This window comes from Caballeronia sp. KNU42 (genome assembly GCF_053760385.1).
Map to the genome: position 1 here is coordinate 816,775 of NZ_CM132389.1, position 21,086 is coordinate 837,860.

Annotated in this window: 17 protein-coding genes; 7 read left to right on the plus strand and 10 right to left on the minus strand. The window is 59.2% G+C overall.

The window, feature by feature from the left end; translation table 11 throughout:
* Positions 1-52 precede the first annotated feature (52 nt).
* The 3 genes from accC to nac form a co-directional block, all read right to left on the minus strand.
* Positions 53-1,402 (minus strand): acetyl-CoA carboxylase biotin carboxylase subunit, encoded by a 1,350-nt coding sequence (gene accC / locus ACSOSP_RS22820; protein WP_455313184.1) that lies wholly within the window; start codon positions 1,400-1,402, stop codon positions 53-55.
* A 2-nt stretch (positions 1,403-1,404) separates the two neighbouring features.
* Positions 1,405-1,860 (minus strand): acetyl-CoA carboxylase biotin carboxyl carrier protein, encoded by a 456-nt coding sequence (accB, locus tag ACSOSP_RS22825; RefSeq protein ID WP_455313185.1) that lies wholly within the window; start codon positions 1,858-1,860, stop codon positions 1,405-1,407.
* Positions 1,861-2,020: 160 nt separating this feature from the next.
* Positions 2,021-2,947 carry a nitrogen assimilation transcriptional regulator NAC gene (gene nac, locus ACSOSP_RS22830; protein ID WP_455313186.1) on the minus strand — a complete coding sequence of 309 codons (927 nt, stop codon included), beginning with the start codon at positions 2,945-2,947 and terminating at the stop codon, positions 2,021-2,023.
* Between the two features lie 426 nt (positions 2,948-3,373).
* Here nac and ACSOSP_RS22835 point away from each other — a divergent pair, with 426 nt between their 5' ends.
* Positions 3,374-4,477, plus strand: coding sequence for a porin (locus tag ACSOSP_RS22835; RefSeq protein WP_455313187.1), 1,104 nt, complete (start codon positions 3,374-3,376; stop codon positions 4,475-4,477).
* 193 nt (positions 4,478-4,670) lie between these two features.
* Positions 4,671-5,705 carry an L-idonate 5-dehydrogenase gene (locus ACSOSP_RS22840; protein WP_455313188.1) on the plus strand — a complete coding sequence of 345 codons (1,035 nt, stop codon included), beginning with the start codon at positions 4,671-4,673 and terminating at the stop codon, positions 5,703-5,705.
* Between the two features lie 179 nt (positions 5,706-5,884).
* On the opposite strand, the gene ACSOSP_RS22845 is transcribed toward ACSOSP_RS22840, so the two are convergent.
* From ACSOSP_RS22845 to ACSOSP_RS22860, 4 genes are all read right to left on the minus strand, one after another.
* Positions 5,885-7,153 carry an ATP-binding protein gene (locus ACSOSP_RS22845; protein ID WP_455313189.1) on the minus strand — a complete coding sequence of 423 codons (1,269 nt, stop codon included), beginning with the start codon at positions 7,151-7,153 and terminating at the stop codon, positions 5,885-5,887.
* 1 nt (position 7,154) lies between these two features.
* Entirely contained in the window at positions 7,155-10,007 is a 2,853-nt protein-coding gene (locus tag ACSOSP_RS22850; RefSeq protein ID WP_455313190.1) for a TrlF family AAA-like ATPase, read from the minus strand.
* Between the two features lie 98 nt (positions 10,008-10,105).
* Positions 10,106-10,309 carry a hypothetical protein gene (locus tag ACSOSP_RS22855; RefSeq protein WP_455313191.1) on the minus strand — a complete coding sequence of 68 codons (204 nt, stop codon included), beginning with the start codon at positions 10,307-10,309 and terminating at the stop codon, positions 10,106-10,108.
* A gap of 258 nt (positions 10,310-10,567) precedes the next feature.
* Positions 10,568-11,485 carry a DUF72 domain-containing protein gene (locus tag ACSOSP_RS22860; protein ID WP_455313192.1) on the minus strand — a complete coding sequence of 306 codons (918 nt, stop codon included), beginning with the start codon at positions 11,483-11,485 and terminating at the stop codon, positions 10,568-10,570.
* Between the two features lie 140 nt (positions 11,486-11,625).
* On the opposite strand from ACSOSP_RS22860, the gene imuA reads away from it, so the two are divergent.
* From imuA to ACSOSP_RS22880, 4 genes are all read left to right on the plus strand, one after another.
* Complete coding sequence (imuA, locus tag ACSOSP_RS22865) at positions 11,626-12,333, plus strand: translesion DNA synthesis-associated protein ImuA (RefSeq protein WP_455313193.1); 708 nt, start codon at positions 11,626-11,628, stop codon at positions 12,331-12,333.
* Positions 12,263-13,756 (plus strand): DNA polymerase Y family protein, encoded by a 1,494-nt coding sequence (locus ACSOSP_RS22870; RefSeq protein WP_455313194.1) that lies wholly within the window; start codon positions 12,263-12,265, stop codon positions 13,754-13,756. The genes imuA and ACSOSP_RS22870 overlap by 71 nt, the downstream gene beginning before the upstream one ends.
* Before the next feature lie 6 nt (positions 13,757-13,762).
* Positions 13,763-16,924 (plus strand): error-prone DNA polymerase, encoded by a 3,162-nt coding sequence (locus tag ACSOSP_RS22875; protein WP_455313195.1) that lies wholly within the window; start codon positions 13,763-13,765, stop codon positions 16,922-16,924.
* 146 nt (positions 16,925-17,070) lie between these two features.
* Positions 17,071-17,547, plus strand: coding sequence for a DUF2501 domain-containing protein (locus ACSOSP_RS22880; RefSeq protein ID WP_455313196.1), 477 nt, complete (start codon positions 17,071-17,073; stop codon positions 17,545-17,547).
* Positions 17,548-17,678: 131 nt separating this feature from the next.
* Here the strand turns inward: ACSOSP_RS22880 and ACSOSP_RS22885 are convergent, their stop codons facing one another.
* Complete coding sequence (locus ACSOSP_RS22885; RefSeq protein ID WP_455313197.1) at positions 17,679-18,383, minus strand: SDR family NAD(P)-dependent oxidoreductase; 705 nt, start codon at positions 18,381-18,383, stop codon at positions 17,679-17,681.
* Between the two features lie 144 nt (positions 18,384-18,527).
* On the opposite strand from ACSOSP_RS22885, the gene ACSOSP_RS22890 reads away from it, so the two are divergent.
* Positions 18,528-19,457: a LysR family transcriptional regulator gene (locus ACSOSP_RS22890; protein WP_455313198.1), complete on the plus strand. Its 930-nt coding sequence runs from the start codon at positions 18,528-18,530 to the stop codon at positions 19,455-19,457.
* A gap of 106 nt (positions 19,458-19,563) precedes the next feature.
* Here the strand turns inward: ACSOSP_RS22890 and ACSOSP_RS22895 are convergent, their stop codons facing one another.
* Both ACSOSP_RS22895 and ACSOSP_RS22900 read right to left on the minus strand, forming a co-directional pair.
* Complete coding sequence (locus tag ACSOSP_RS22895) at positions 19,564-20,370, minus strand: isocitrate lyase/PEP mutase family protein (RefSeq protein WP_455313199.1); 807 nt, start codon at positions 20,368-20,370, stop codon at positions 19,564-19,566.
* 108 nt (positions 20,371-20,478) lie between these two features.
* On the minus strand, positions 20,479-20,934 hold the full coding sequence (locus ACSOSP_RS22900; protein ID WP_455313200.1) for a GNAT family N-acetyltransferase: 456 nt from the start codon (positions 20,932-20,934) through the stop codon (positions 20,479-20,481).
* Between the last annotated feature and the right edge of the window lie 152 nt (positions 20,935-21,086).

Here is a 21,086-nt window from a genome sequence, read left to right on the forward strand (position 1 = left end):
GATGTCATGGCGCCCGTCGTCGTTGCATCGAGCACGCGCTCGAGAATCGGGCTCAATTCGTTCTCCTTGCCAGCCAGCGTTCCAGATGGTGAATATCGACGCCGCCTGCGCAGAAGTCGTCATCGTCGAGTATTGCCCGATGCAGCGGCACATTCGTTCGAATGCCTTCTATGCGCATTTCCGACAGCGCGATGCGCATGCGCGCGAGCGCTTCGGCGCGACTCGCGCCATGGGTTACGACCTTCGCGATCAGTGAGTCGTAATACGGCGGCACCGTGAGACCCGCGCTTATGTGCGAATCCACGCGCACGCCGTTGCCGCCCGGCAGTTCCCAATGCGAGATGCGGCCGGGGCAAGGCATGAACGTCGACGGATCTTCCGCATTGATACGGCACTCGAGCGAGTGACCGTTAGTGAGGATATCCGCCTGCGTGATCGAAAGCGCGTGACCTTGTGCGACCCGGATCTGCTCGCGGACCACGTCGATACCCGACGTCATCTCGGTCACCGGATGTTCGACCTGCAAACGTGTGTTCATTTCGATGAAATAGAACTCACCGTTCTCATAAAGAAATTCGAACGTCCCTACTCCACGGTATCCGTTCTGCCTGCATGCTTCCACGCAGCGCTCGCCGACCTGACGAATGAGACTTGCATCGATACCAGGCGCAGGCGCCTCTTCCAGCACCTTCTGGTGCCGGCGCTGCATCGAGCAATCCCGTGATCCTAGCCAGAGCGCGTTGCCGTGGGTATCGCACAGAACCTGGATCTCGACATGGCGCGGATGCTCGAGGAATTTCTCGACATAGAGCTCGGGTTTTCCGAATGCGCGGCGCGCTTCCTCGCGCGTCACGGCGACGGCATCGAGCAATTGTGCGGCGTCAGGCACGACGCGCATGCCGCGGCCTCCGCCGCCGCCGGCCGCTTTCACGATCACCGGATAACCGATCTCGGCAGCCGCTTCCAGGATGCCCTGAGGATCCTCAGGCAAGCCGCCTTCGGGGCCGGGAACGCAAGGCACGCCCGCTGCGCGCATCGCGCGCTTGGCGGCTACCTTGTCGCCCATGGTGCGAATGGAGCGCGGTTCCGGGCCGATGAACGTCATGCCCGCGGCCTCGACCTGGTCGGCAAAGTCCGCGTTCTCCGATAAGAATCCATAGCCCGGATGCACGGCCTCTGCGCCGCTGACATGCGCGGCGAACAGGATCGCCGCACCCTTCAAATAGCTTTGCCCGGGTGCTGCCGGGCCGATGCAGATCGCCTGGTCAGCGAGACGTACATGGCGGGCATCCGCATCGGCTTCTGAGTAGACTGCGACCGTTTCCAGCCGCAGCTCGCGGCAAGCACGCTGGATGCGTAGCGCGATTTCTCCGCGATTCGCGATCAAGACCTTGTTGAACATGATCAGCGTCCGATCCGGAACAGCGGCTGGGCTGACTCGACTTCATCGCCTGCTTTAACGAGGATGGCCTGGACGGTGCCGGCGAATTCCGACTCGATCGAATTGAACATCTTCATCGCTTCGATCGTGCAGAGCACCTGACCTTGCGCCACGGTATCGCCGACCTGAACGAACGGCGCCTCGCCTGGCGCCGGCGTGAGATGAACGACGCCGAACATCGGCGCGGCGATTACCTGAGTGTCGATTTCGGCTTGCACGGACGGTGCAGCAGGTACCGAAGACTCGGCTCGCGGCTCATCAAGCGTGGGCGTCGCCACTGCAACGCCGGCAACGCCCGCGCGGCCGCCCGGCGTTTTCACGAGTCGAACCCGGTCTTCACCTTCTATCAGCTCGAGTTCCGCCAGCGGCGACTGCGCGAGCAGTTCGATCAAGGCTTTGATTCTTTCTAGATCCATCATTGAGTCAGGCCCGGTTATTCGTGCGCCGACGCCTGGAAGCTGCGTGCGGCAAACCGCGACGCCCGCGAGCCGCGCTCACAGGCGAATTACGATGAACTCAATGTATCCGGCGCATAAAATTCGCGCCAAGACGGTTTGGCTTTGTAGCGATAAGGCGCGCTTATGTATCGGCGCCGATAGCGGGCGTGACGCCCAGCGCAAGGTCCGCAGCCAGTTCCATCAGGATGTCCTTGACCGCCGCAGCCGGCTCGGAAAGCGGCAGATGGTCCGACAAACAGACTGAAAGCGGGATCTTGATGACGGGCGAAACGATCCGGCACTGAACGACATCGCCCGTTCCCGCCACCACGCGTGCGGTCGAATCCGGCAGGATCGTGGCGCCTATACCGGCGCTCACTGCGGCAGCCAGTGTAGTTGCCGACTCGATCTCCGCCACGACCTTGGGCACCATCTGGACGCGCGCAAACCCTTCGTCGACGTATTTTCGAAGGTAGTTGTAAGGTCTGGGCAAGAGCAGCGGAACATCGCGCAAGTCGGTCACGGCGATCTGGCCGGGGGCGATACCCATGCTGCGTGGCGCCACCAGAAAGAGTTCCTCATTCAGCAGGAGTTGAAATGAGAGGCCGTGGACCGGCTTGTCGCCGTATAGCACGGCCATGTCCATGCGCCCGTTCATGATGAGTTCACTGAGCGTCGTGCCGAAGTTCTCGTTGATGTACAAAAGAATGTCCGGATGACGCGCCCGCACGGAGGTCAGCAGCGGCAGCGACAACGCGGAAGCGCCGGTCCCGGGCGCGAGCCCGACCGACACCGACCCCGACAAGGTCTGGCCTGCGCTCTTCACATCGGCCTGGGCTTGCTCGTATTGCCGGAGGATCAGTTGTGCGTGCCTGTAAAGCGTCGCGCCCGCCTCGGTCGCCGTCACGCCGCGCTTGGTACGCACGAGAAGTTGCTGCTGGAACTCGCTTTCGAGCGTGATCAGTTGCTGGCTCAGCGCCGGCTGGGCGATATGCAGAACCTCGGCTGCCTGCGTGAGGCTGCCGATATCCACGATCTTCACGAAGTATTTAAGTCGCCGCAGATTCACGTTCGTCGCCTGAAAGTCATTCGATTTCAGATGATAGGGCAAGGTTCGCCGAGCCGACAGCCATCAAAAACCCCAGTCCCGTGCGCTCGCGCTCCAAATCGCTCATCCATAAGTGGATGTTATTGCGCCAGCGCAAAGACGTCTTGGCGCTAACTTTTTCACCCGCTTAACGTGGCGCTTTACCAGAAGGCAATGATTACCGAGCGTGCAATACGGCCATGCCGGAGCATTTCCGATGCTTCCCTGCGCCGGGCTTCCGATCGAATGTATGGCGCGCAGCGGGCTCCCGGGGCAGCGCTGCGCGGCATGCCCAAGCCTGGAAATACCGCGCGATGAGCGCGGATCGCGGCCACCAGAGAGTGTGCCGGATATAAGAAAACGCTTCAGGAAATAGAGGGTTTGGACTTTCGACAACAGGGGAAACACATGAAAAAGCTTTGCTTCGGCATACTAAGTACAGTTTGTGCCATTAACGTCGCGCATGCGCAGTCGTCCGTCACGCTTTACGGGATCATCGACGAAGCCATTCGCTTCGATAACCACCAGACCAAGACCGGTGGAAAACTTTTCACCATGGGAAGCGGCGGTGAACTGTCTGGCAGCCGCTGGGGTTTGCAGGGCGCGGAAGACCTGGGCGGCGGCATGAAGGCGATCTTCCAGCTTGAAAACGGTTTCACGCCGAACACCGGCGTGACGCAGCAGTCGACGCCTTCAGGTGCTGCCCGGTTGTTTGGCCGCACGGCAATGGTTGGGCTTGTGTCGCCTTATGGCACGATCGCGCTTGGCCGCCAGTACACGCTCGTGCATGAAATGGGCTACACGCATGACATCTATGCGTTCTCGAACTACACCGGCACCACGGGCTTCCAGGGCGCAGGGGAAACCGGCGGCGGGCGTCTGGACAATACGGCCCGCTATACCTCGCCGACACTTTACGGCTTCACCCTGCGCAGCGCCTACACCTTTGGCCAGACAGCGGGCAACGTCCATCAGAACTCGTCGCCGGCGGTCAGCCTTTCTTATGATCGCGGACCGCTTAGCGTGGGCGCCGCTTATCAGGTCATCAACGATATCGGCGGCCTGACACCGTCAACCTCGGCTTACGGCAGCACGTATTTCGGCATCACGATTCCCGACAGTTCGCAGAAGGTATTTACCGCGGGTGCGACCTACGTGCTTGGCAGCGCCAAGCTCTACGCGTCTTACATCTATAGCCACGTGTATCCGGCTGACTACCGCAATGATTCGTTCTCGGTTGCGGCAAGCTACTTCTTTACGCCTTCGCTGCAGTTGATGATGCCGGTTTATATCGACTTCCTGCGTCACGCGAATACAAGCGGAACGCGGATCACGACCGGCCCGACGCTTGACTACTTGCTCAGCAAGCGCACCGACGTTTATGTGGGCGTGGACTATAACCACCTGACCGGCGCATGGACCACGCTGGCGGGTAGCTCAGGGTCGAACCAGCCCTTCAATGGCTATAACTCGCTGTTCGAAGCGACGATTGGCCTGCGCCACAGGTTCTGATCGACGGTGCGGTGGTCATGAATGCGCGCGGCTCAGGCTGCGCGCAGCTGAATTACAGTGGGATCATAAGGCGCGCCTATCGATCCAGACCGAATCGATCTTGTTCAAGCGGAAGAGCTGGCCGTAGAGTGGAGCACGTTCGATGTACCGCTCACGCACCACTCAATGTTCCGCTTAACAAGGGGTTCTCTCCATGCATGCACTCGTGATTCACGCGCCGCTGGATTTGCGCATTGAAGATGTCCCGACGCCCGAATCGGAAGCGCATCAACTGCTGATTCGCGTTCGCGCCGGCGGCATCTGCGGCTCCGATCTCCATTACTTCAATCACGGCGGCTTCGGGACGGTTCGCATCAAGGAACCGATGGTGCTCGGGCATGAGGTGTCGGGCGTGGTCTCGGGCGTGGGTGCCGGTGTCTCCGACATGCCCGTCGGAACGCGCGTGTCGATCAGTCCCAGCCGCCCTTGCGGACACTGCGAATACTGCCAGCAAGGTCTGCAGAATCACTGCCTCGACATGCGCTACTACGGCAGCGCAATGCGCACGCCGCACGTCCAGGGTGCGTTTCGCCAGGAGATCGTGATTGATCGATCGCAGGCGCATGTGGTGTCGGATGCGTTGAGCGATGCTGAAGCCGCCATGGCCGAGCCCTTGTCGGTTGCGCTTCATGCGGTGCGCAGGGCGGGACCGTTGCTCGGCAAGCGCGTGCTGGTCACAGGATGCGGTCCGATTGGCGCATTGATCGTCGCGGCAGCGCGACGTGCCGGCGCCGCGCATATCGTGGCAACTGACGTGAATGAGTTGCCTCTGAAAAGCGCGCTGGAGGTCGGCGCCGATCAGGCGTTCAACATCTTGCAGGCGCCGGATGCGCTCCTGCCGTTTGCTGCGGGCAAGGGCACGTTCGACGTGCTGATCGAAGCGAGCGGCAATGCGTCCGCATTGCGTGGTGCATTCGACTCGCTGCGGCCGCGCGGCATCATCGTGCAGGTGGGTCTCGGGGGCGACGTGCCGCTGCCGATGAATGTGATTGTGGCGAAGGAATTCGATTTGCGCGGCGCATTCCGGTTTCATGAGGAATTTGCTATTGCAGTTGAACTGCTCAACAAGCGGTTGATCGATACCAAGCCACTGATCTCCGATATCTTCTCTTATCGCGATTCGCTCAAGGCTTTTGAAACCGCGAACGACCGGTCGAAAGCGATGAAGGTCATTGTGGATTTTGCTTGAGTTGCGAGTTGCGCTGGAAGTTGAGGATCGCCGAGCTGCGTGATCCTCAAATAGCGGCTCGATCACTGCTATGCAAGCCAGAGCGCTTTTGCTTCACGAGAATGACAGGCGTTGTTTATTGAGGCCTTATCGTGCCGGGTTTCGCGGCCTCATTTGCTGAGAGCAGTTAGCCGCGGGCTTCAAGATTCCTCAACTTCCGGCATGGCAGCGGGGATGACGAGCAATAGTTCAGACTCATCGACCAGGCTGAACACGGGCCGCTTGCCGGACAGCCGCTCGCTACTATCCAGAATGATCTGCACGCCCTCACCACGCTTGTCCATCATCGCACTACGTCCACTCAGGTCTCTCTCGTCATCAGGCACCGCGCACTTGGCAAGGAGACTTGTAATTGCTTCGTTACGAGCCGCTTGCCGATAAGGCAGACTTTCCACGGTCATCGTGTTTGGAATGGCGCCTGGCGAATAGAGCTCAAGTCGGTCCGCAAACAAGCGAAGCCTGATCTTTGCCCCATAGATAGAGTAGTCCCGATGTGCGACCGCATTGACCAGCGCCTCGAACACAGCGGTCATGTCGTACTGCGGAAGGTCATGCCGCCCCTCTTTCTTGCTTGCAGACACTCGCATGTTTTTCTTGACGAAGTGACAAGCTGCGAGCACCTGGGCGTCGAGCGGACCAGTAATATCTTGAGCGTCGAGTTGGTAGGCATTATCGCCCTGCGGCAGCACGTCGGTTCCGCGATATGCTACGGCCTGAATGAATGCATTGGGTAACCAGCGGCGTGGGTCTGCGCTTGCCATTAGAACGCCTGCGACCGTGGGGCGTATCGCACTGTCCGCGTCCGGTCGGGCCATGGCCAGCTTATCCAGCAACACCTCGCGACGGTCCTGAACACGAGCACTCGCAAAGCGTTGCCAGAGTTCAGTCGTCAAGTCATCCAGGTTGGCGTCCGGCACAGGCTGCTCATCGAAGCGAATGATGCGGGCCTGGCTGCGCTGCTGGAACAAACGCGCTAAATACTCTGGCGCCATCTCGCGTTTGGCACTGCCTACGCGATGCAGGTATCCCCCGGGGCTACGATGCACAAACAGGCTGCGTGGTACATCGATTTTCAACACGGGCAGTTGCTCTCCCGTGCTACTCGGTAAAGTTAAACGCTCGATTACCGGGGCAAGCGGAGGGTTCACGATGTCCACACACACGTTCCGCACGAAGTCTTCCACCAGATCCAGGCGCTCCAGCGGAACGCCCAGAACCTCTCGGGCATCATCCACGCCGAGGACGCACACGCCCCCACCGCTGTTCGCAAAAGCCGCCAGTTCATCCGCCAGCGAATCGCGATGCGGCGCGGTTACTTTCTGCCCGGCAAAGCGCACTTCTTTTAGTTCAAGGAAGGAATCTTCACCAAGTCGGATTTTTTCCAGCAGATCGGCAGCGTTGTCGAACATTTCAAACCTCTCTTCCCAACCGTTGATAGCGGCGATCGAACGCCTCCTTGCCACCTTCCATCACCTGACAGACCTCATCGCGCATCGCCTGGTCTTGCAGTGAGCCGGTTTGCTTGACGTAGCATTCCTTTTTGAAGTCCAGCACATGGATGTATTCAGCGTCACCGTTCACGACGATGTTTGGGTTGTGGGTCACGATGATCAGTTGCCGATGCTGCTTGATCGAGCGAATTTGCTGTACGACCAAGCCGTAGATCAGATGATTGTCCAGATCGTCCTCAGGCTGGTCCAGCACTAGCGGTTCGCTACCATGAGCTAACAGGAAGGCCAACATGGCCGCAGCGCGCTGGCCCGCTGACGCTTGACCGATGGACTGAAAGTTACGACCATCCCCTTTTCGACTGTATTCAACGTCCAGGCCGTCCTCAGGAAACCAGCAAAGAATGTGATCGATGAGTTCCGGACGTTTGTCTACCTCAGCCTTCAAGTGCTTACTGAACGGTTTGCCGAAATCTGCTTGGCTGCGGCACGCTTGTACCAGGCGCTTCTTCAATTCTTCGATAGCGGTCTCAAACACCGGTGTATTCCGTTGGCCGTCGTTCTCCGCAAGTTTTGACGGTAGCATCAGGTCAGCCACCAGCCCCTTCGCGGGAGTTCCTTCCGAGGCTTCCTGGTATATATCCTTGTACTTTTCTTCGGTCACGCCGAGCAGATCTCTAAGCGAGCGCTCGATGGCGCGCGCATCCCTGCTGTACGGAATTAGTTTCATTTGCACGTAGTCGTTACCGTCAAGCGAGCGCTTCAGGAAGTCGTCGCGGCAAGTGCTGATCGCCTGTCGGGCAGTCTTGACTTTCTCTAGCTGCATCTGAGACCTTTCCTCAAGCGCATCTCGCTGTTTTTGCAGCGCATCCAAACGCTTGACCTCGCTCTCCAGTTGCTGCTTTTCCTGCACAAGACGCCCATACTCGCTTGGATCATTCACTCCTTGCAGTTGCAAATCAGTTTTTAAAGTGTCATACGCGGACTTGGCGCTCGCCTCTTGCGTTGCCCACGTCGAAGCCTCTAGTTCAGTCTTGAGTACGCTGCTGTGCTCCTCAAGTTGACTAGCCGTGCGCTCGACTTCCAAGCGTGCTTTGCCAACTGCCGCGTGTAGTTTCCGAACGACCTGCAGCGCCGAATCATCGGTAGCTGCATCGAACAGAGCGTCGGGCAAGTCTTCTGCGAGAAGCTCTTGCGCAAACGCCTTCAAACGTCCCGCAAGCTCTGTGGCGCTCTGGAATTGGCGCTCCAGTTCGCGGCTCTGCCGACTGGTTCGCTGGTAGTTCTTCAGCACCGCCGCGTGGTCCGCGCCTTCGAAGCGAGCAAGCTTGCGCTGAATATCTTGCAGGCTGAGGTTCAGCGGATCGCGACCTTGCAGCTTGCCGTCAATCTCGCGAATCTGCGCACTCGTCGCGAAGAAGCTATCTCTGGCTTCGCCGAAAGCGGCTTGCTGTGTGCTTGTACCAGCCGCATCGTCGATAACCTTGAGCAACGGTTGCTGGCTGTCGCCTGCCAGCGCCGCGATTTGTCCCTGGCTGAACAAACGGATGGGAAAGCGCTGCTGGTTGATGACCTGGCTGCTCGAAGGTTTGAACGCCTTGATGGATTCATCCCACTCCTCGACCACATGGCCTTGACCATCCTGCTGCCAAATCAATCGGTAGGACGTCCCGTCCCGGCTAACCTGCAAGCAAATTCGCGTGTCGGGAAGCAAGCCACCTTCGTCATTGCGGTTCTTCGCGACCTTGTTGAATCGAGCAAAGGTCTCCTCAGACTCCGAGCTTCGCGCCAGTTCTGTCTCGCGCCGGTAAGCGAGCCGCAATGCGTGCACGATCGTTGATTTACCCGTACCGCGCCCACCGATCAGGGCATTGAAATAGGGGTTGAACGTCAGCACGGCAGCCTTACTGTGCCCCATGAATCGGGCGTGGTAAATCTCGATAGATTCAATGAAATGCTCAGGCTTCTTGAACGGAGTGAAACCGTCACCATCGTCACTGCGACGGACCGACACGCCGTGTTGCCCATCCAGCAGGGCCAGACGCAAGCCTTCCAGGCTAGGCGGCGTGGCCATCTTGATCCATGTGTAACGAGAGCCCGGAACGGCTGATCCCTGAAAAGTGTGGCAATCGCTGCCGACGACCTTTGCAAACGAGAGCTTGAGTTCGTCCAGTATCGTTGGCCCCTGCTTGGCCTGATCGCGCCACTCCACGGCGAGAATGCCAGGCTCTTGCAGCACTTGCTTCACGGTGGTCGTGTCAAGACGGCATTTGCGGGTTCCCGGCTCGACTTGAAGCAAGCCCTTGTCGCCATCTACATGCGCCGGTATCGCGACTCCACCGGCTGCTACGACTTCTTCGACGACTTTCGCCGCTCCCTCACGGGTTACGCCGTCGCTGTCGCCGCGCGTGCCCTCGTAGCGCACAACCGCCAGCAAGTCGCTGATTGTCTGGCCGCCGGCAGACAACGGATCAAAGATCGCCAGCAGGTGAAAGCCGCCCTGCACCGAGATTTCCACACCGGGAAAGAGATGCAACTCCCGGAATCCAACCGGCGCCATCCCCGCATCCGCTTCGCTCTTCATCCTCGCGTACGTCGACTTGAGCCCGTCGATCCACTCGCCGCTGTTGTGGTCAGTCACGGCCACACAGTCGATCTCGGCTGCCATGTACTTGAGCAGCCATTTCTCCGACGTGATTTCATCCGGCGTCCCGACGGCCTTTTGCCACGCGTTAGTGTCTTTGGACGCGGGCGTATGCGTGTGGAAATCAAACTTCCACCAGCGGGCGCCGGGATAAGGCCAGTTCTGGGTCATGAAGGTTCCCTCGTTTTTGCCATCACTTTTTCCCCGCACTATCAATATCCGCAAGAGAGCTTTACTTCTGCATCTAAAAACCCTGATCTCAATTTCGCCTACATCTCGCGCGAGACATTTCCCTTTACCGAGTCGTCATCTTGTCGATCCGGTTTCAGGTTATGGGTTCGTGCGTAGTCGAGAACCAGGATTTCGATCATCGAAGCAACCGAGCGCCGCTCACGCTCGGCCGCCACGCGGAGCAGTTGCTTGATGTCGGCAGAGGTACGGATCGAAAGGGTTTCGTCCTTCAGGCGTGACATGGCGTGATCCCATCAACAAGGCAAGCAAATGTACTGCCTTTTGCACTAATTTGCCAGTACAGGGAGTTCGGGATCTCGTCGACGCGTGAGATGCACAGGGATAGATTCCAGCGGACCGAATCGCCTCGTGACTAACTGAAGCCGGAAATCCGGCGACCATGCACGGCGTGTTGGGGTCCGATTTCTCAATGTTCGGCGGCTACGCGTTGTGACATGCTCTGAGCCTGTTGCTGCCTTCGGTAGCCGCCGTCCAAAAGATCATGACGCAATCGCGTTCGCGCCCAGGACGCCCATCAACTTCGCCGCATTCCTCTGCCCCTGGTCCTCGTAGTTCGTATTAAAAACCACATGCGTCAATTCAACCGCTTTCGAGATCTCGATGATCTGACTAGCTAGCGAATCGATTTCATCGTCGTTGTACTCGTAGTGAAATCTCGACGACGATGCAACCGCGCCTTTGATATTCCATGTGTCCTGATTGCGTCCATGCATGCGAATCAGCGCCAGCCGCGGATGCGTTGTTTCCCAAATGGCGGGGATGCTGTTACTCGACCCCTGCGGTTCATCCACCACCACATTCACCAGTCCGCGCTCACGTTCCATGGCGAGCGTGGAGTCGCGGCGCTTGTCGTCGAACCAGGTCTGGTTGCGAAACTCGACCGCCATGGTGTAGCCGTCCATTGCGCCCATGACGTCCGCACAGTGCTCGACATGCCGGATGCCATGGGGATTGCAGATCACCCACGGCGCAAACTGGAAATGCACCGCGCCGAGCTTGCCGGCAAGACGAAGCGGCTCAACGGCTTCGAAGTACCGGCACCATAGTTCCTGTTGCAACTCGTCCGGCAAATCCTTGTAATACAGGCTCGTCTTGCCGTTCTGCGGCAAGTGCGGCTGGATGTCCGGCGGGAACATGTCGCGTGCGGTCTGATGCCCCGTGAACAAGCGAAACGCCTTGATGTTGAACACGAACCCGGGCGGTGTCCGCTCTGCCCACAACACCGAATTCGCGGCGTTGGGCATGGCGTAATAGCTGGAATCAACCTCCACCAACGGGAACACGGACGCGTAATGACGCAAGCGTGCCTCCGCGCTCGAGCAGCCAGGCGGATAAAAACGCTTGCACTTGATCAGCGTGGGATCAGTCCATGAAGCCGTGCCAACCAGGATGGTCACCGCGCATTCTCCTTACCGTTTCCGGACCATTCCCCGGTCATATTTTCCTCTCCGATATCCTCCCCCGCGTTTAAAAAGGGGCAGTTCAAGTTCGATCAATTCAAGGTAAAGTACTGTACATCCATACAGTTAAATTTGCCATGTCAGCCCTGCTCAAGAACGTCGAAGACATCCACCCCGCCTTGTGGCGCGGGTCGCAGCTCGCGCGCTCGCAGGGGCAGACGGTCGACACGGGTTATGCCGTGCTGTCGGCCGAACTGCCGGGCGGCGGCTGGCCCCTGGGAACGCTGATCGAGTTGCTGGTGCAGCAACCGGGCGTGGGCGAAGTCAGGCTGTTACGCCCGGCGCTCGCCGCGGTAAGCCGCCGCCCCATCGCCTTCGTGCAACCGCCTCACATGCCAAATTCTCTTGCCTTTGCGTATCTCGGTGTGCCGCTCGACAAGCTGCTCCAGGTACGCGCATCGAAACTGGCTGACGCGTTGTGGTCAGCCGAGCAAATCCTCAAAACCGGCAGTTGCGGGGCGCTTATCTTCTGGCAGCAATACGCGCGCACGGAGTCGCTACGGCGCCTCCACATGGCCGCGCAATCCTCTGAAACGCTATTCCTGATGGTGCGCCCGCTCGCGAGCGCGGCGGATTCGTCGCCGGCCACGTTGAGGCTGTGCGTGCGGCCGGCCGGCGACGGTATTGCTGTCGACATCATCAAGCGCAAAGGCCCGATTCGCGCCGAAAGACTGTCCGTCACCCTGCAACCCTCTCCCGTTCTGATGAGTCCTCATGCCCGTGTACGTCGGCATACATCTACCCCGGTTGTCGCTGGAAGTGTTCCGTCCACGCTGGTCGCCTAAGCCTGAACACGGCTGCGTCGTCCTCGACCGCGACACGGTCTTCATAGGAGACCTGAGCGCTCGCGAGGCCAGCGTGTGCATCGGCATGAAACGCGGTGGCGTCCTCACACTCTCGCCCGACACCCTCATGTTCGAACGCGAGCTGAGCCGGGAAAACGACTTGATGCGCGAGGTAGCTTTTTCCCTGATGAAATTCTCTCCCATGGTCACACTTTGCGATGAGGAAACCATTGTTATCGACGTCACGGCGAGCTTGCGGCTCTTCGGCGGCATCGTGCGGCTGTGTCATCAGATGCGGGACATTGTCGATGCCATCGGCGTGACGGCGCGCCTGAGCACAGCGCCGACCGGCCAGGGCGCGTGGCTGCTGGCCAGAAGCATCCAGAGCGCTCACCTCGGCAAGCGGCGCGTGCTGAAAATGACGTCGCTCGAACGCAAGCTCGGAACGCTGCCGTTCCACGCCGCGCCGGAAGTGCGGGCTTTCAGGGACTGGTTCACGGGACTGGGTTGCAAGACGCTGAACGACATCCGCCGTCTGCCGCGTGCCGGCTTGAAAAAACGCTGCGGCGTCGCGCTGCTGGATTCGCTCGACCGCGCTTATGGGCTCGCGCCCGAACTCTACGAATGGCTGGCTGTGCCGCCCGCTTTCAGCGCGCGCATCGAGTTGCCTGATCGCATCGAGCATGCGGAAGCCATGCTGTTTGCCGCGCGCCGGTTGATCGTGCAACTGTGCGGCTGGCTGAGCACGCAGCAACTGGCGCTCACGCATGCCACGCTCACGCTGGAACACGAGCGCGGCCGCGATGCCATCGACCCAACCGTTATCCAGATCGCCCTCGCTGAACCCACCTGGCACGAAGAACATCTGGTGCGCTTGTTCAAGGAGCGGCTTGGCCGCACGGAACTCGTGGCGCCGGTGATAGCGTTGCGCCTGAGCGCCGCAAAAATTCAGCCTGCCGAACCGCCTACCGAGACGCTCTTTCCTGAACCCGGCGGCTCGCCTGAAGACCACAATCGGTTGCTCGAATTGCTGGTGGCGCGGCTCGGCGCCGAGAACGTGCTGCGTGCGGCGCCTTCATCGGATTACCGGCCGGAACAGGCGAACCGATGGATCTCCGTCACCGATACCACCCTTCCTCAAAAACTTGAAGCCGTGCCGTCCGATCTGCCGCGCCCGGCATGGCTGCTTGAAAAGCCGTTGCAATTGATGATGAAAAGTCATCGGCCGTTCTATGGGTCGTCGCTGAAGCTCGTGTCGCCGGCTGAGCGCATCGAGGCGGGATGGTTCGACGGTAATTTGACCAGCCGCGATTATTTCGTCGCGCAAGCCACCGATCAAAGTTGCTACTGGATTTATCGCGAGCGGCCCGGCAGCGCGGAAGCCGAAGACCCGCGCTGGTTCCTCCACGGTCTGTTTGGATGATGAATCGTGGATACCACCTTCTCCATGCTGCCCGCGTATGCGGAGCTTTTCGCATTTTCCAACTTCACGTTCCTTCACGGGGCATCGCGTGGAGAGGAGCTGGTCGCGCGGGCGGCGCAACTCGGTTATGCCGGCCTGGCAATCACCGATGAATGCTCGCTCGCGGGTGTCGTACGCGCGCATGTGGAGGCGAAGAACCTGAATTTTCCGCTGGTGATCGGCTCGTATTTCAAGCTCGTCAACGCGGATCTTTCGCCGGCCTTCGGACTCATTTTGCTGGCGACGAACCGCAATGGATACGGCAATTTGTCGGAGCTCATCACCATTGCCCGCATGCGGTCGAAAAAAGGCGCGTACCTGCTCACGCCGAACGATCTGGCGCGGCCCGATAAAGAGTTTGCGCATCTGCGCGGCATGCCGGATTGCCTCGCGATCCTCGTACCCGATTTCCCCGCAAAGCAGGCTGCGCTCGATGCCCAGATCGAATGGCTCGACACCACGTTTGCCCAACGCGCATGGGTTGGATTGACGCTGCACCAGCGCGCACTCGATGACATGCATCGGGGGACCATCGAGCACGTGGCTGCGTTTCATAAGGTGCCGGTGGTGGCGACCGGCAACGTAGTGATGCACGTGCGTTCACGCAAGCCGCTGCAGGACACCATGACGGCAATCCGTATAGGCAAGCCGGTGTCGGAATGTGGTTACGATCTCACGCCGAACGCCGAGCAACATCTGCGCTCCAGGTTGCGGCTCGCGAATCTCTATCCGGAATACACGCTTGGCGAAACCCTCAACGTGCTCACGCGCTGCACGTTTTCACTCGATGATTTGCGTTATGACTATCCGGATGAGATCGTGCCGGCAGGTTTTACCCACGCCGCTTATTTGCGGCAGGAGACCTATATTGGCGCGCATCGGCGTTTTCCGCTCGGCATTGAGCACAAGGTGCAGGCGCAGATAGAACACGAACTCGAGTTGATCGAGCATATGAAATACGAGGCGTATTTCTTGACCGTCTATGACCTCGTCCGCTTTGCCCGCAGCGAAAACATTCTTTGCCAGGGGCGTGGTTCAGCCGCGAACTCCGCCGTGTGTTATTGCCTCGGCGTGACTGAAGTGGACCCGGCGCGCGGCAACATGCTGTTCGAGCGGTTTATAAGTAAAGAGCGCGGCGAGCCGCCGGATATTGATGTCGACTTTGAACATCAGCGGCGCGAGGAAGTGATCCAGTATATCTATCGAAAATATGGGCGTGACCGGACGGCGATTGCGGCGGCGGTGTCGACGTATCGGCCGCGCGGCGCATTGCGTGAAACGGGCAAGGCACTGGGCGTCGATCCGCAAATTGTGGATCGCGTCGCGAAGTCGCATCAGTGGTTCGATACCAGTCATGACCTGCTGCAACGCTTCACCGAATCCGGGCTTGATCCGGAGAATACGTTGATTCAATCGTGGGCGTCGCTGGCTGCGCAATTGCTGAATTTTCCGCGGCATCTGTCGCAGCATTCGGGCGGATTTGTGATCAGCCGGGAGAAACTGACGCGGCTGGTTCCTATCGAAAATGCGGCTATGGCGGATCGCAGCGTGATCCAGTGGGACAAGGACGATCTGGAAGCGCTGGGGCTTTTGAAAGTCGATGTGCTCGCGCTCGGCATGCTGTCGGCCATTCGACGCACGCTCGATATTGTCTCGGAGAAACGCGGCGAGCGCTTCGAGATGCAGGACATCCCTCCCGACGACAAACCTACCTACGACATGATCTCGCAGGCGGACACTATCGGTGTGTTCCAGATTGAATCGCGAGCGCAGATGTCTATGTTGCCGCGACTGCGGCCGCAAGCGTTTTACGATCTGGTGATCGAGGTCGCGATCGTACGGCCTGGTCCTATTCAAGGTGGTGCGGTGCATCCGTATTTGCGGCGGCGTCAGGGTTTGGAGCCGGTTAAATATCCTAGCGAGGGGTTGAAGATCGCATTGGAAAGGACCTTGGGCGTGCCGATCTTTCAGGAACAGGTCATGCAGATCGCGATGATCGCAGCGGGGTTCACAGCCGGTGAAGCCGATGCATTGCGACGGGCAATGGCTGCGTGGAAACGCAAAGGCGGTCTGGGAAAATATTATGACCGGATTGTGAACGGCATGGTTGAGCGCGGTTATGAAAAGGCCTTTGCAGAAGCTATTTTCGAGCAGATCAAGGGCTTTGGTGAATATGGTTTTCCTGAAAGCCATGCGGCGAGTTTTGCGTTGCTGGTGTATGTCAGCAGTTGGTTGAAGCGTCATGAACCAGCGGCATTTCTCGCGGCCATGCTGAACTCGCAGCCGATGGGTTTCTACTCCCCTTCGCAACTCGTTCAAGACGCGAAGCGCCATGGCGTAGTGGTGTTTCCCGCCGACGTGACAGTGAGCGGCTGGGATTCGGTGCTTGAGTATCCGGATGAGTGTCGGGGTGAGGACAGCAAGCCTGCTGTGCGGCTGGGGTTATCGCTGCTTCGCGGGATGCGGGATGGTGCGGCTGAGCGGATTGAAACTGCCCGTTGTGTGCGTCAGTTCGAGAGCGTGGGTGACCTCGCGCAACGCGCTCAACTTGATCGGCATGACCTGCAAGCGCTGGCTGCTGCCAACGCCTTGACTACGCTTGCCGGTAATCGACGGGAAGCGTTATGGCAATCCGTGGCCGCCGTGCCCGATAAAGACATGCTCAACGATGCACGCGTGGAAGATGTCACGCCTCTGCTCGGCGCGCCCTCTGAATCTGAGGATATTGTCAGCGACTACAAGGCTACGGGTCTGTCGCTTGGGCGTCATCCGCTTGAACTTCTGCGGCCGGCGTTGCTTGAACTGCGGTTGATGTCGGCGGCTACGTTGCGTGATTACAGGAACGGGCGATTAGCGCGCGGATGCGGACTCGTGACCGTGCGTCAACGGCCTGGAACGGCGAAGGGTGTGATGTTCGTGACCATTGAAGATGAGACCGGCAACGTCAACGTGATCGTGTGGCCGAGCTTGCTGGAGAAGCAGCGCCGCGAAGCGCTCGGGTCGACGTTGCTGGCGGTGTATGGCACGTGGCAATGCGAAGGCGAGGTTCGACATCTCGTCGCGCAACGGCTGGTGGATATGTCGTATCTGCTGGGTGGGTTGACGAGCGTGAGCCGGGACTTTCATTGACTTTCGGTTGACCTTCAATTGTCATTTTTTGATCATCAGCACTCCATCCAAATTGTTATAACGCAAGCCGCGAACGTTCTTATTCAACGCCTTGCGTGAAACGCACTATATTAGAGGCTGGTTTTAGTCACTGAAGGAGTCCGAGCATGAAAGTCCGAACGTATCGCCGCACCGTTGCAGGCATCGCAATTGCAATGTTGTTACCCTTTTCAGCCGCTCACGCGCAACTTGGCAATTTGTTGAAGGGAGGCGGCAATTCCGATGGATCCTCGTCCAGCGGACTCAGCAGTCTTGGGAGCATGAGCGGCATGACCGGCGGGTTGACCGGGTCATCGCTGACATCGGGCAGTACGAGTAACGTTGCAGGCGTGCTGCAGTTCTGTATCAAGAACAACTATCTCAGTGGGAATGGGGCGTCATCGGTTAAAGACTCGCTGATGAGCAAGATAGGCGGGACATCGGCTGCATCGTCGGATAGCGGGTATACCTCAGGCGCCGCAGGTCTTTTGAAAAGTGGTGATGGGAAACAGGTTGATCTGAGTGGCGGCGGGTTGAAGCAGCAAGTCACCAAGCAGGTTTGTGACAAGATTCTTTCGCAAGGGAAGTCGCTGGTCGGCGGGTGACCTTCGGTTCATTTTTTGACCTCGGCGGGTCCTTGGTTCTCGTTGGACTTGCCGGGGCACTATTGCGATGTATTGCGCTATTCAGCGACTGCCGTGACTTTGGAATCTTCGTCGCCGCTCACCAAGGACGCTCACCAAGGAACGACTCTTCCCAGGTAGTCCAGGTAATGCAATCCGGAGCGCCCTTCGTAGGCCTCCATCGTGTTCAGCAGGTTCGGGATACTTTCCTCGATACTCAGACGCCCGCCAGGACCGCCCATGTCTGTCCGTACCCATCCAGGCGCCATCAATAGCAAGGTTTTCGCGTCGTCCTGGTGGCGCGCAGCGAAGCTACGCATGAACATGTTGAGAGCAGCCTTACTGGCCCTGTAGACCGGGTAGTTGCCGTTAGTGTTGTTGGTGAGGCTGCCCTGCCCTGATGACATGACACCAATCGTTCCCGTCGGCCGCACGAGGTCTTGAAACGCCTCGATTACCCTCAGGGGACTCAACGAATTCGTCACCATGACGCGCACGAATTCCTCGGTCGAGACATCGGCGATCGTTTCACCATCGTCGTTCTTGACGCCCGCATTCACGAAAAGCAGATCCAGTTGCCGATCTTTGAGACGGCCGTGTAACGCGCTGACCTGGTCGGGAATCGTGATATCGACTGCTTCAACTTCCAGCGCGCCTTGAGTGCTTTCCGAGAGTTGGCGCAGCTTTCCTGTTGAGCTCTCCCGCCCGGTGGCGATCACTCGCCAGCCGCGCTTGAGGTATTCCTCGACCATGGCAAATCCGAGGCCACGGGATGCACCGATGAGGAGAACGGTTTTCTGCCGAGAGTTGTCTTGCATTGATAGATCCCTATGAGTAAGACCCGATATTCATGGGTCGATACATGGAATATATCGATGAGAATGACATGGCGGAAGACGCAGCAGTTGCACTTATAACCTGCATCGAACGCCATGTATCGACGGTTCCTGCTACGATCAGGCATGCCCGAACCCGACTTGAATTTACTCATTGCGCTGGACGTATTGCTTGCCGATGGCAGCGTAGCCGGCGCTGCGCGTCGATTGGGATTAAGCGCATCGGCAATGAGCCGGACCTTGACCCGGCTCCGCGAGGCAACCGGCGACCCGCTATTGGTTCGGGCGGGGCGCCATATGGTATTGACACCTCATGCGGAGGTACTGCGCCAACGCACTCAGAATGCGGTTCACGAGGCGCGTGCGGTACTTCGTCCCTCGACTACGGAACCGGATTTTTCGACGTTGCAGCGAACCTTTACCATTCGCGCCAACGATGGTTTCGTGGAGGCTTTCGCCGCTTCGCTGATCGCCGCGGCGACCACGGCTGCGCCACTCGTACGTTTGCGTTTTGCGCCCAAGCCTGAGAAGACGGCGGCGCATTTGCGCGACGGCTCCGCGGATCTTGAAATCGGTGTGTTGAGCGAAATGGGGCCGGAAGTCCGGGTGCAGGCATTATTCCGGGACCGGTTTCTTGGTGTCGTCAGACAGGGGCATCCGCTCGCGATGGAGCGCGAAGTGACGGCCGACAGGTACATCGCGTTTGGCCATGTCGTCGCTTCACGACGCGGTCGCGCAAGCGGGCCGGTCGATGAGGCGCTGGCCGCTTTAGGACTGGAACGAACGATTGTCGCCGTCGTTCCGAGTTTTCCCGCCGCGCTGGCTGTGGCGCGAGCGTCGGACTTGGTTGCGCTCGTGCCTGCGTCTTTGATGGGGGATCAGCCTGAACAGCAAGCATTGGCCGCAGCTGCCACGTTGCATGCCTTCGAGCTTCCCGTGAAAACCGCGGAGATCACGGTCTCGCAGATGTGGCATCCCCGTTCAGAGGTCGATCCTGTTCATCGTTGGCTCAGACAACTGACGCTGACTGCATGTCGGGAAAGGCTGCCGCTGTGAGACGGCAGCCTTTCGTGCACGTACCTTCCCATTCTCCCCATGCAGGTACCTTGACAGCGGTTCGATGCGGATGATTTAGCGAGTTATGTGCGACCTCCGTAGTGGCTCAGACGCCGACAAACAGCGCCTGCAGATGGGCATAGCTCATGGCATCGCGTCCCATGGGGGTCGAGCTTCCGGTTTCGAGGAAATCCTGCGCCAGTCTTGCGGCATGGCCCCACAGCACCTGCGGAATGCCGCTCCCCGCGCTCAGTCGCCGGACGCCCAGTTGAGCGAGCGCCGATGCGTCCGACAAGCCCGGCCATGCCATGACGTTCAGGGGTAGTCCGACTGCGGGCACGATGGCCTCGATATCTGCCGGCGCGGTCAGCCCCGGCACGAATAAGCCATCGGCGCCTGCACTGCGGTAGCGCGCGGCGCGCAGCAGCACTTCGTCTACGCGCTTGTCGTCCTCGACCAGCGGGGCCAAATAGATGTCTGTGCGCGCGTTGATGAAGATGTCCGCGCCCGCGCCGGCAGCGGCGCTCTTGATGGCTTCGATCTTTGCCGCGAGCAGCTCGGGCGCATCCCGGCCATCCTCGATATTGATGCCGACGACGCCGGCTTCCATAAATCGCAGGACCGTCTGCGCCACCGCCGTGGGTTCGTCGGCATAGCCATTCTCGATGTCGACGGTCAGCGGCACGTGTAACACACGTGCAATGCTGGCCGCAACCTGGATGGCCGTGTCCGCAGGCATGGTGCGGCCGTCGGGATAGCCGTTGGCCCAGGCGACACCAGCGCTGGTGGTGGCAATCGCCTTGGCGCCGAGGCTTTCGAACAGCCTCGCGCTACCGGCGTCCCACGCGTTAGGCAGGCGCAGCGGCTCGGAGGCCGCGTGCAGTTGGCGGAAAGTATGGGCAAGAGAAGACATTGTTGCGCTCCAGGAAGGGAGAGGTTCGGGAGTGGAGTGGGTCACGCTATTCAAGCTGGCATGGGCGGTTTGTTCGCGGCGTTTTGCGTGTCCGGACGAATCCACGTCTCAGGCCGCAATGTGTTTCTGCATGAAAACACTCATTGGGTCGAACGTGTAATCACCAAACGGTCCACGGCGCTCATAACCGGCGGAGGCATACAAAGCCAGCGCCTCATGTTGGTACGGTCCGGTTTCAAGCTTGAGCAATTTACAGCCAAAGTCTATTGCCCGTAACTCGAGCACCGTGATGAGCTTCTTGGCGATGCCTTGCCCTCGGCCGCGAGGACTGACATACACGCGTTTGAGTTCGCCGAATTCAGGGCAGAGGACTATCGCGCCGCAGCCAATTGCATGACCCAGACGGTCCCGCGCAACGGCGAAAAGGACATCGGGTTGCTTTAACGACGCCATGTCCAAGGTGTGCCGGCTCTCTGGCGGGTAAAGGGTGTCCTGGTACGCGTCCAGCTCGGCAATGAGGGCGATCACGTCGGGTTGATCGGGTGATTCGAAGGCGATAGTCATGGCAGGAGAAGCGGGGCGAAGGAAAATTAAAGTACCGAACGACGAGAGAACGACCGATGACGGTCGCTATCTGCAGCTGCTCTGCCGATTGTTAACGATCTTTCCGGTGCTGTCGAACGTCTCAAAGTGGCCGACGGCGATCTGGAGATTAA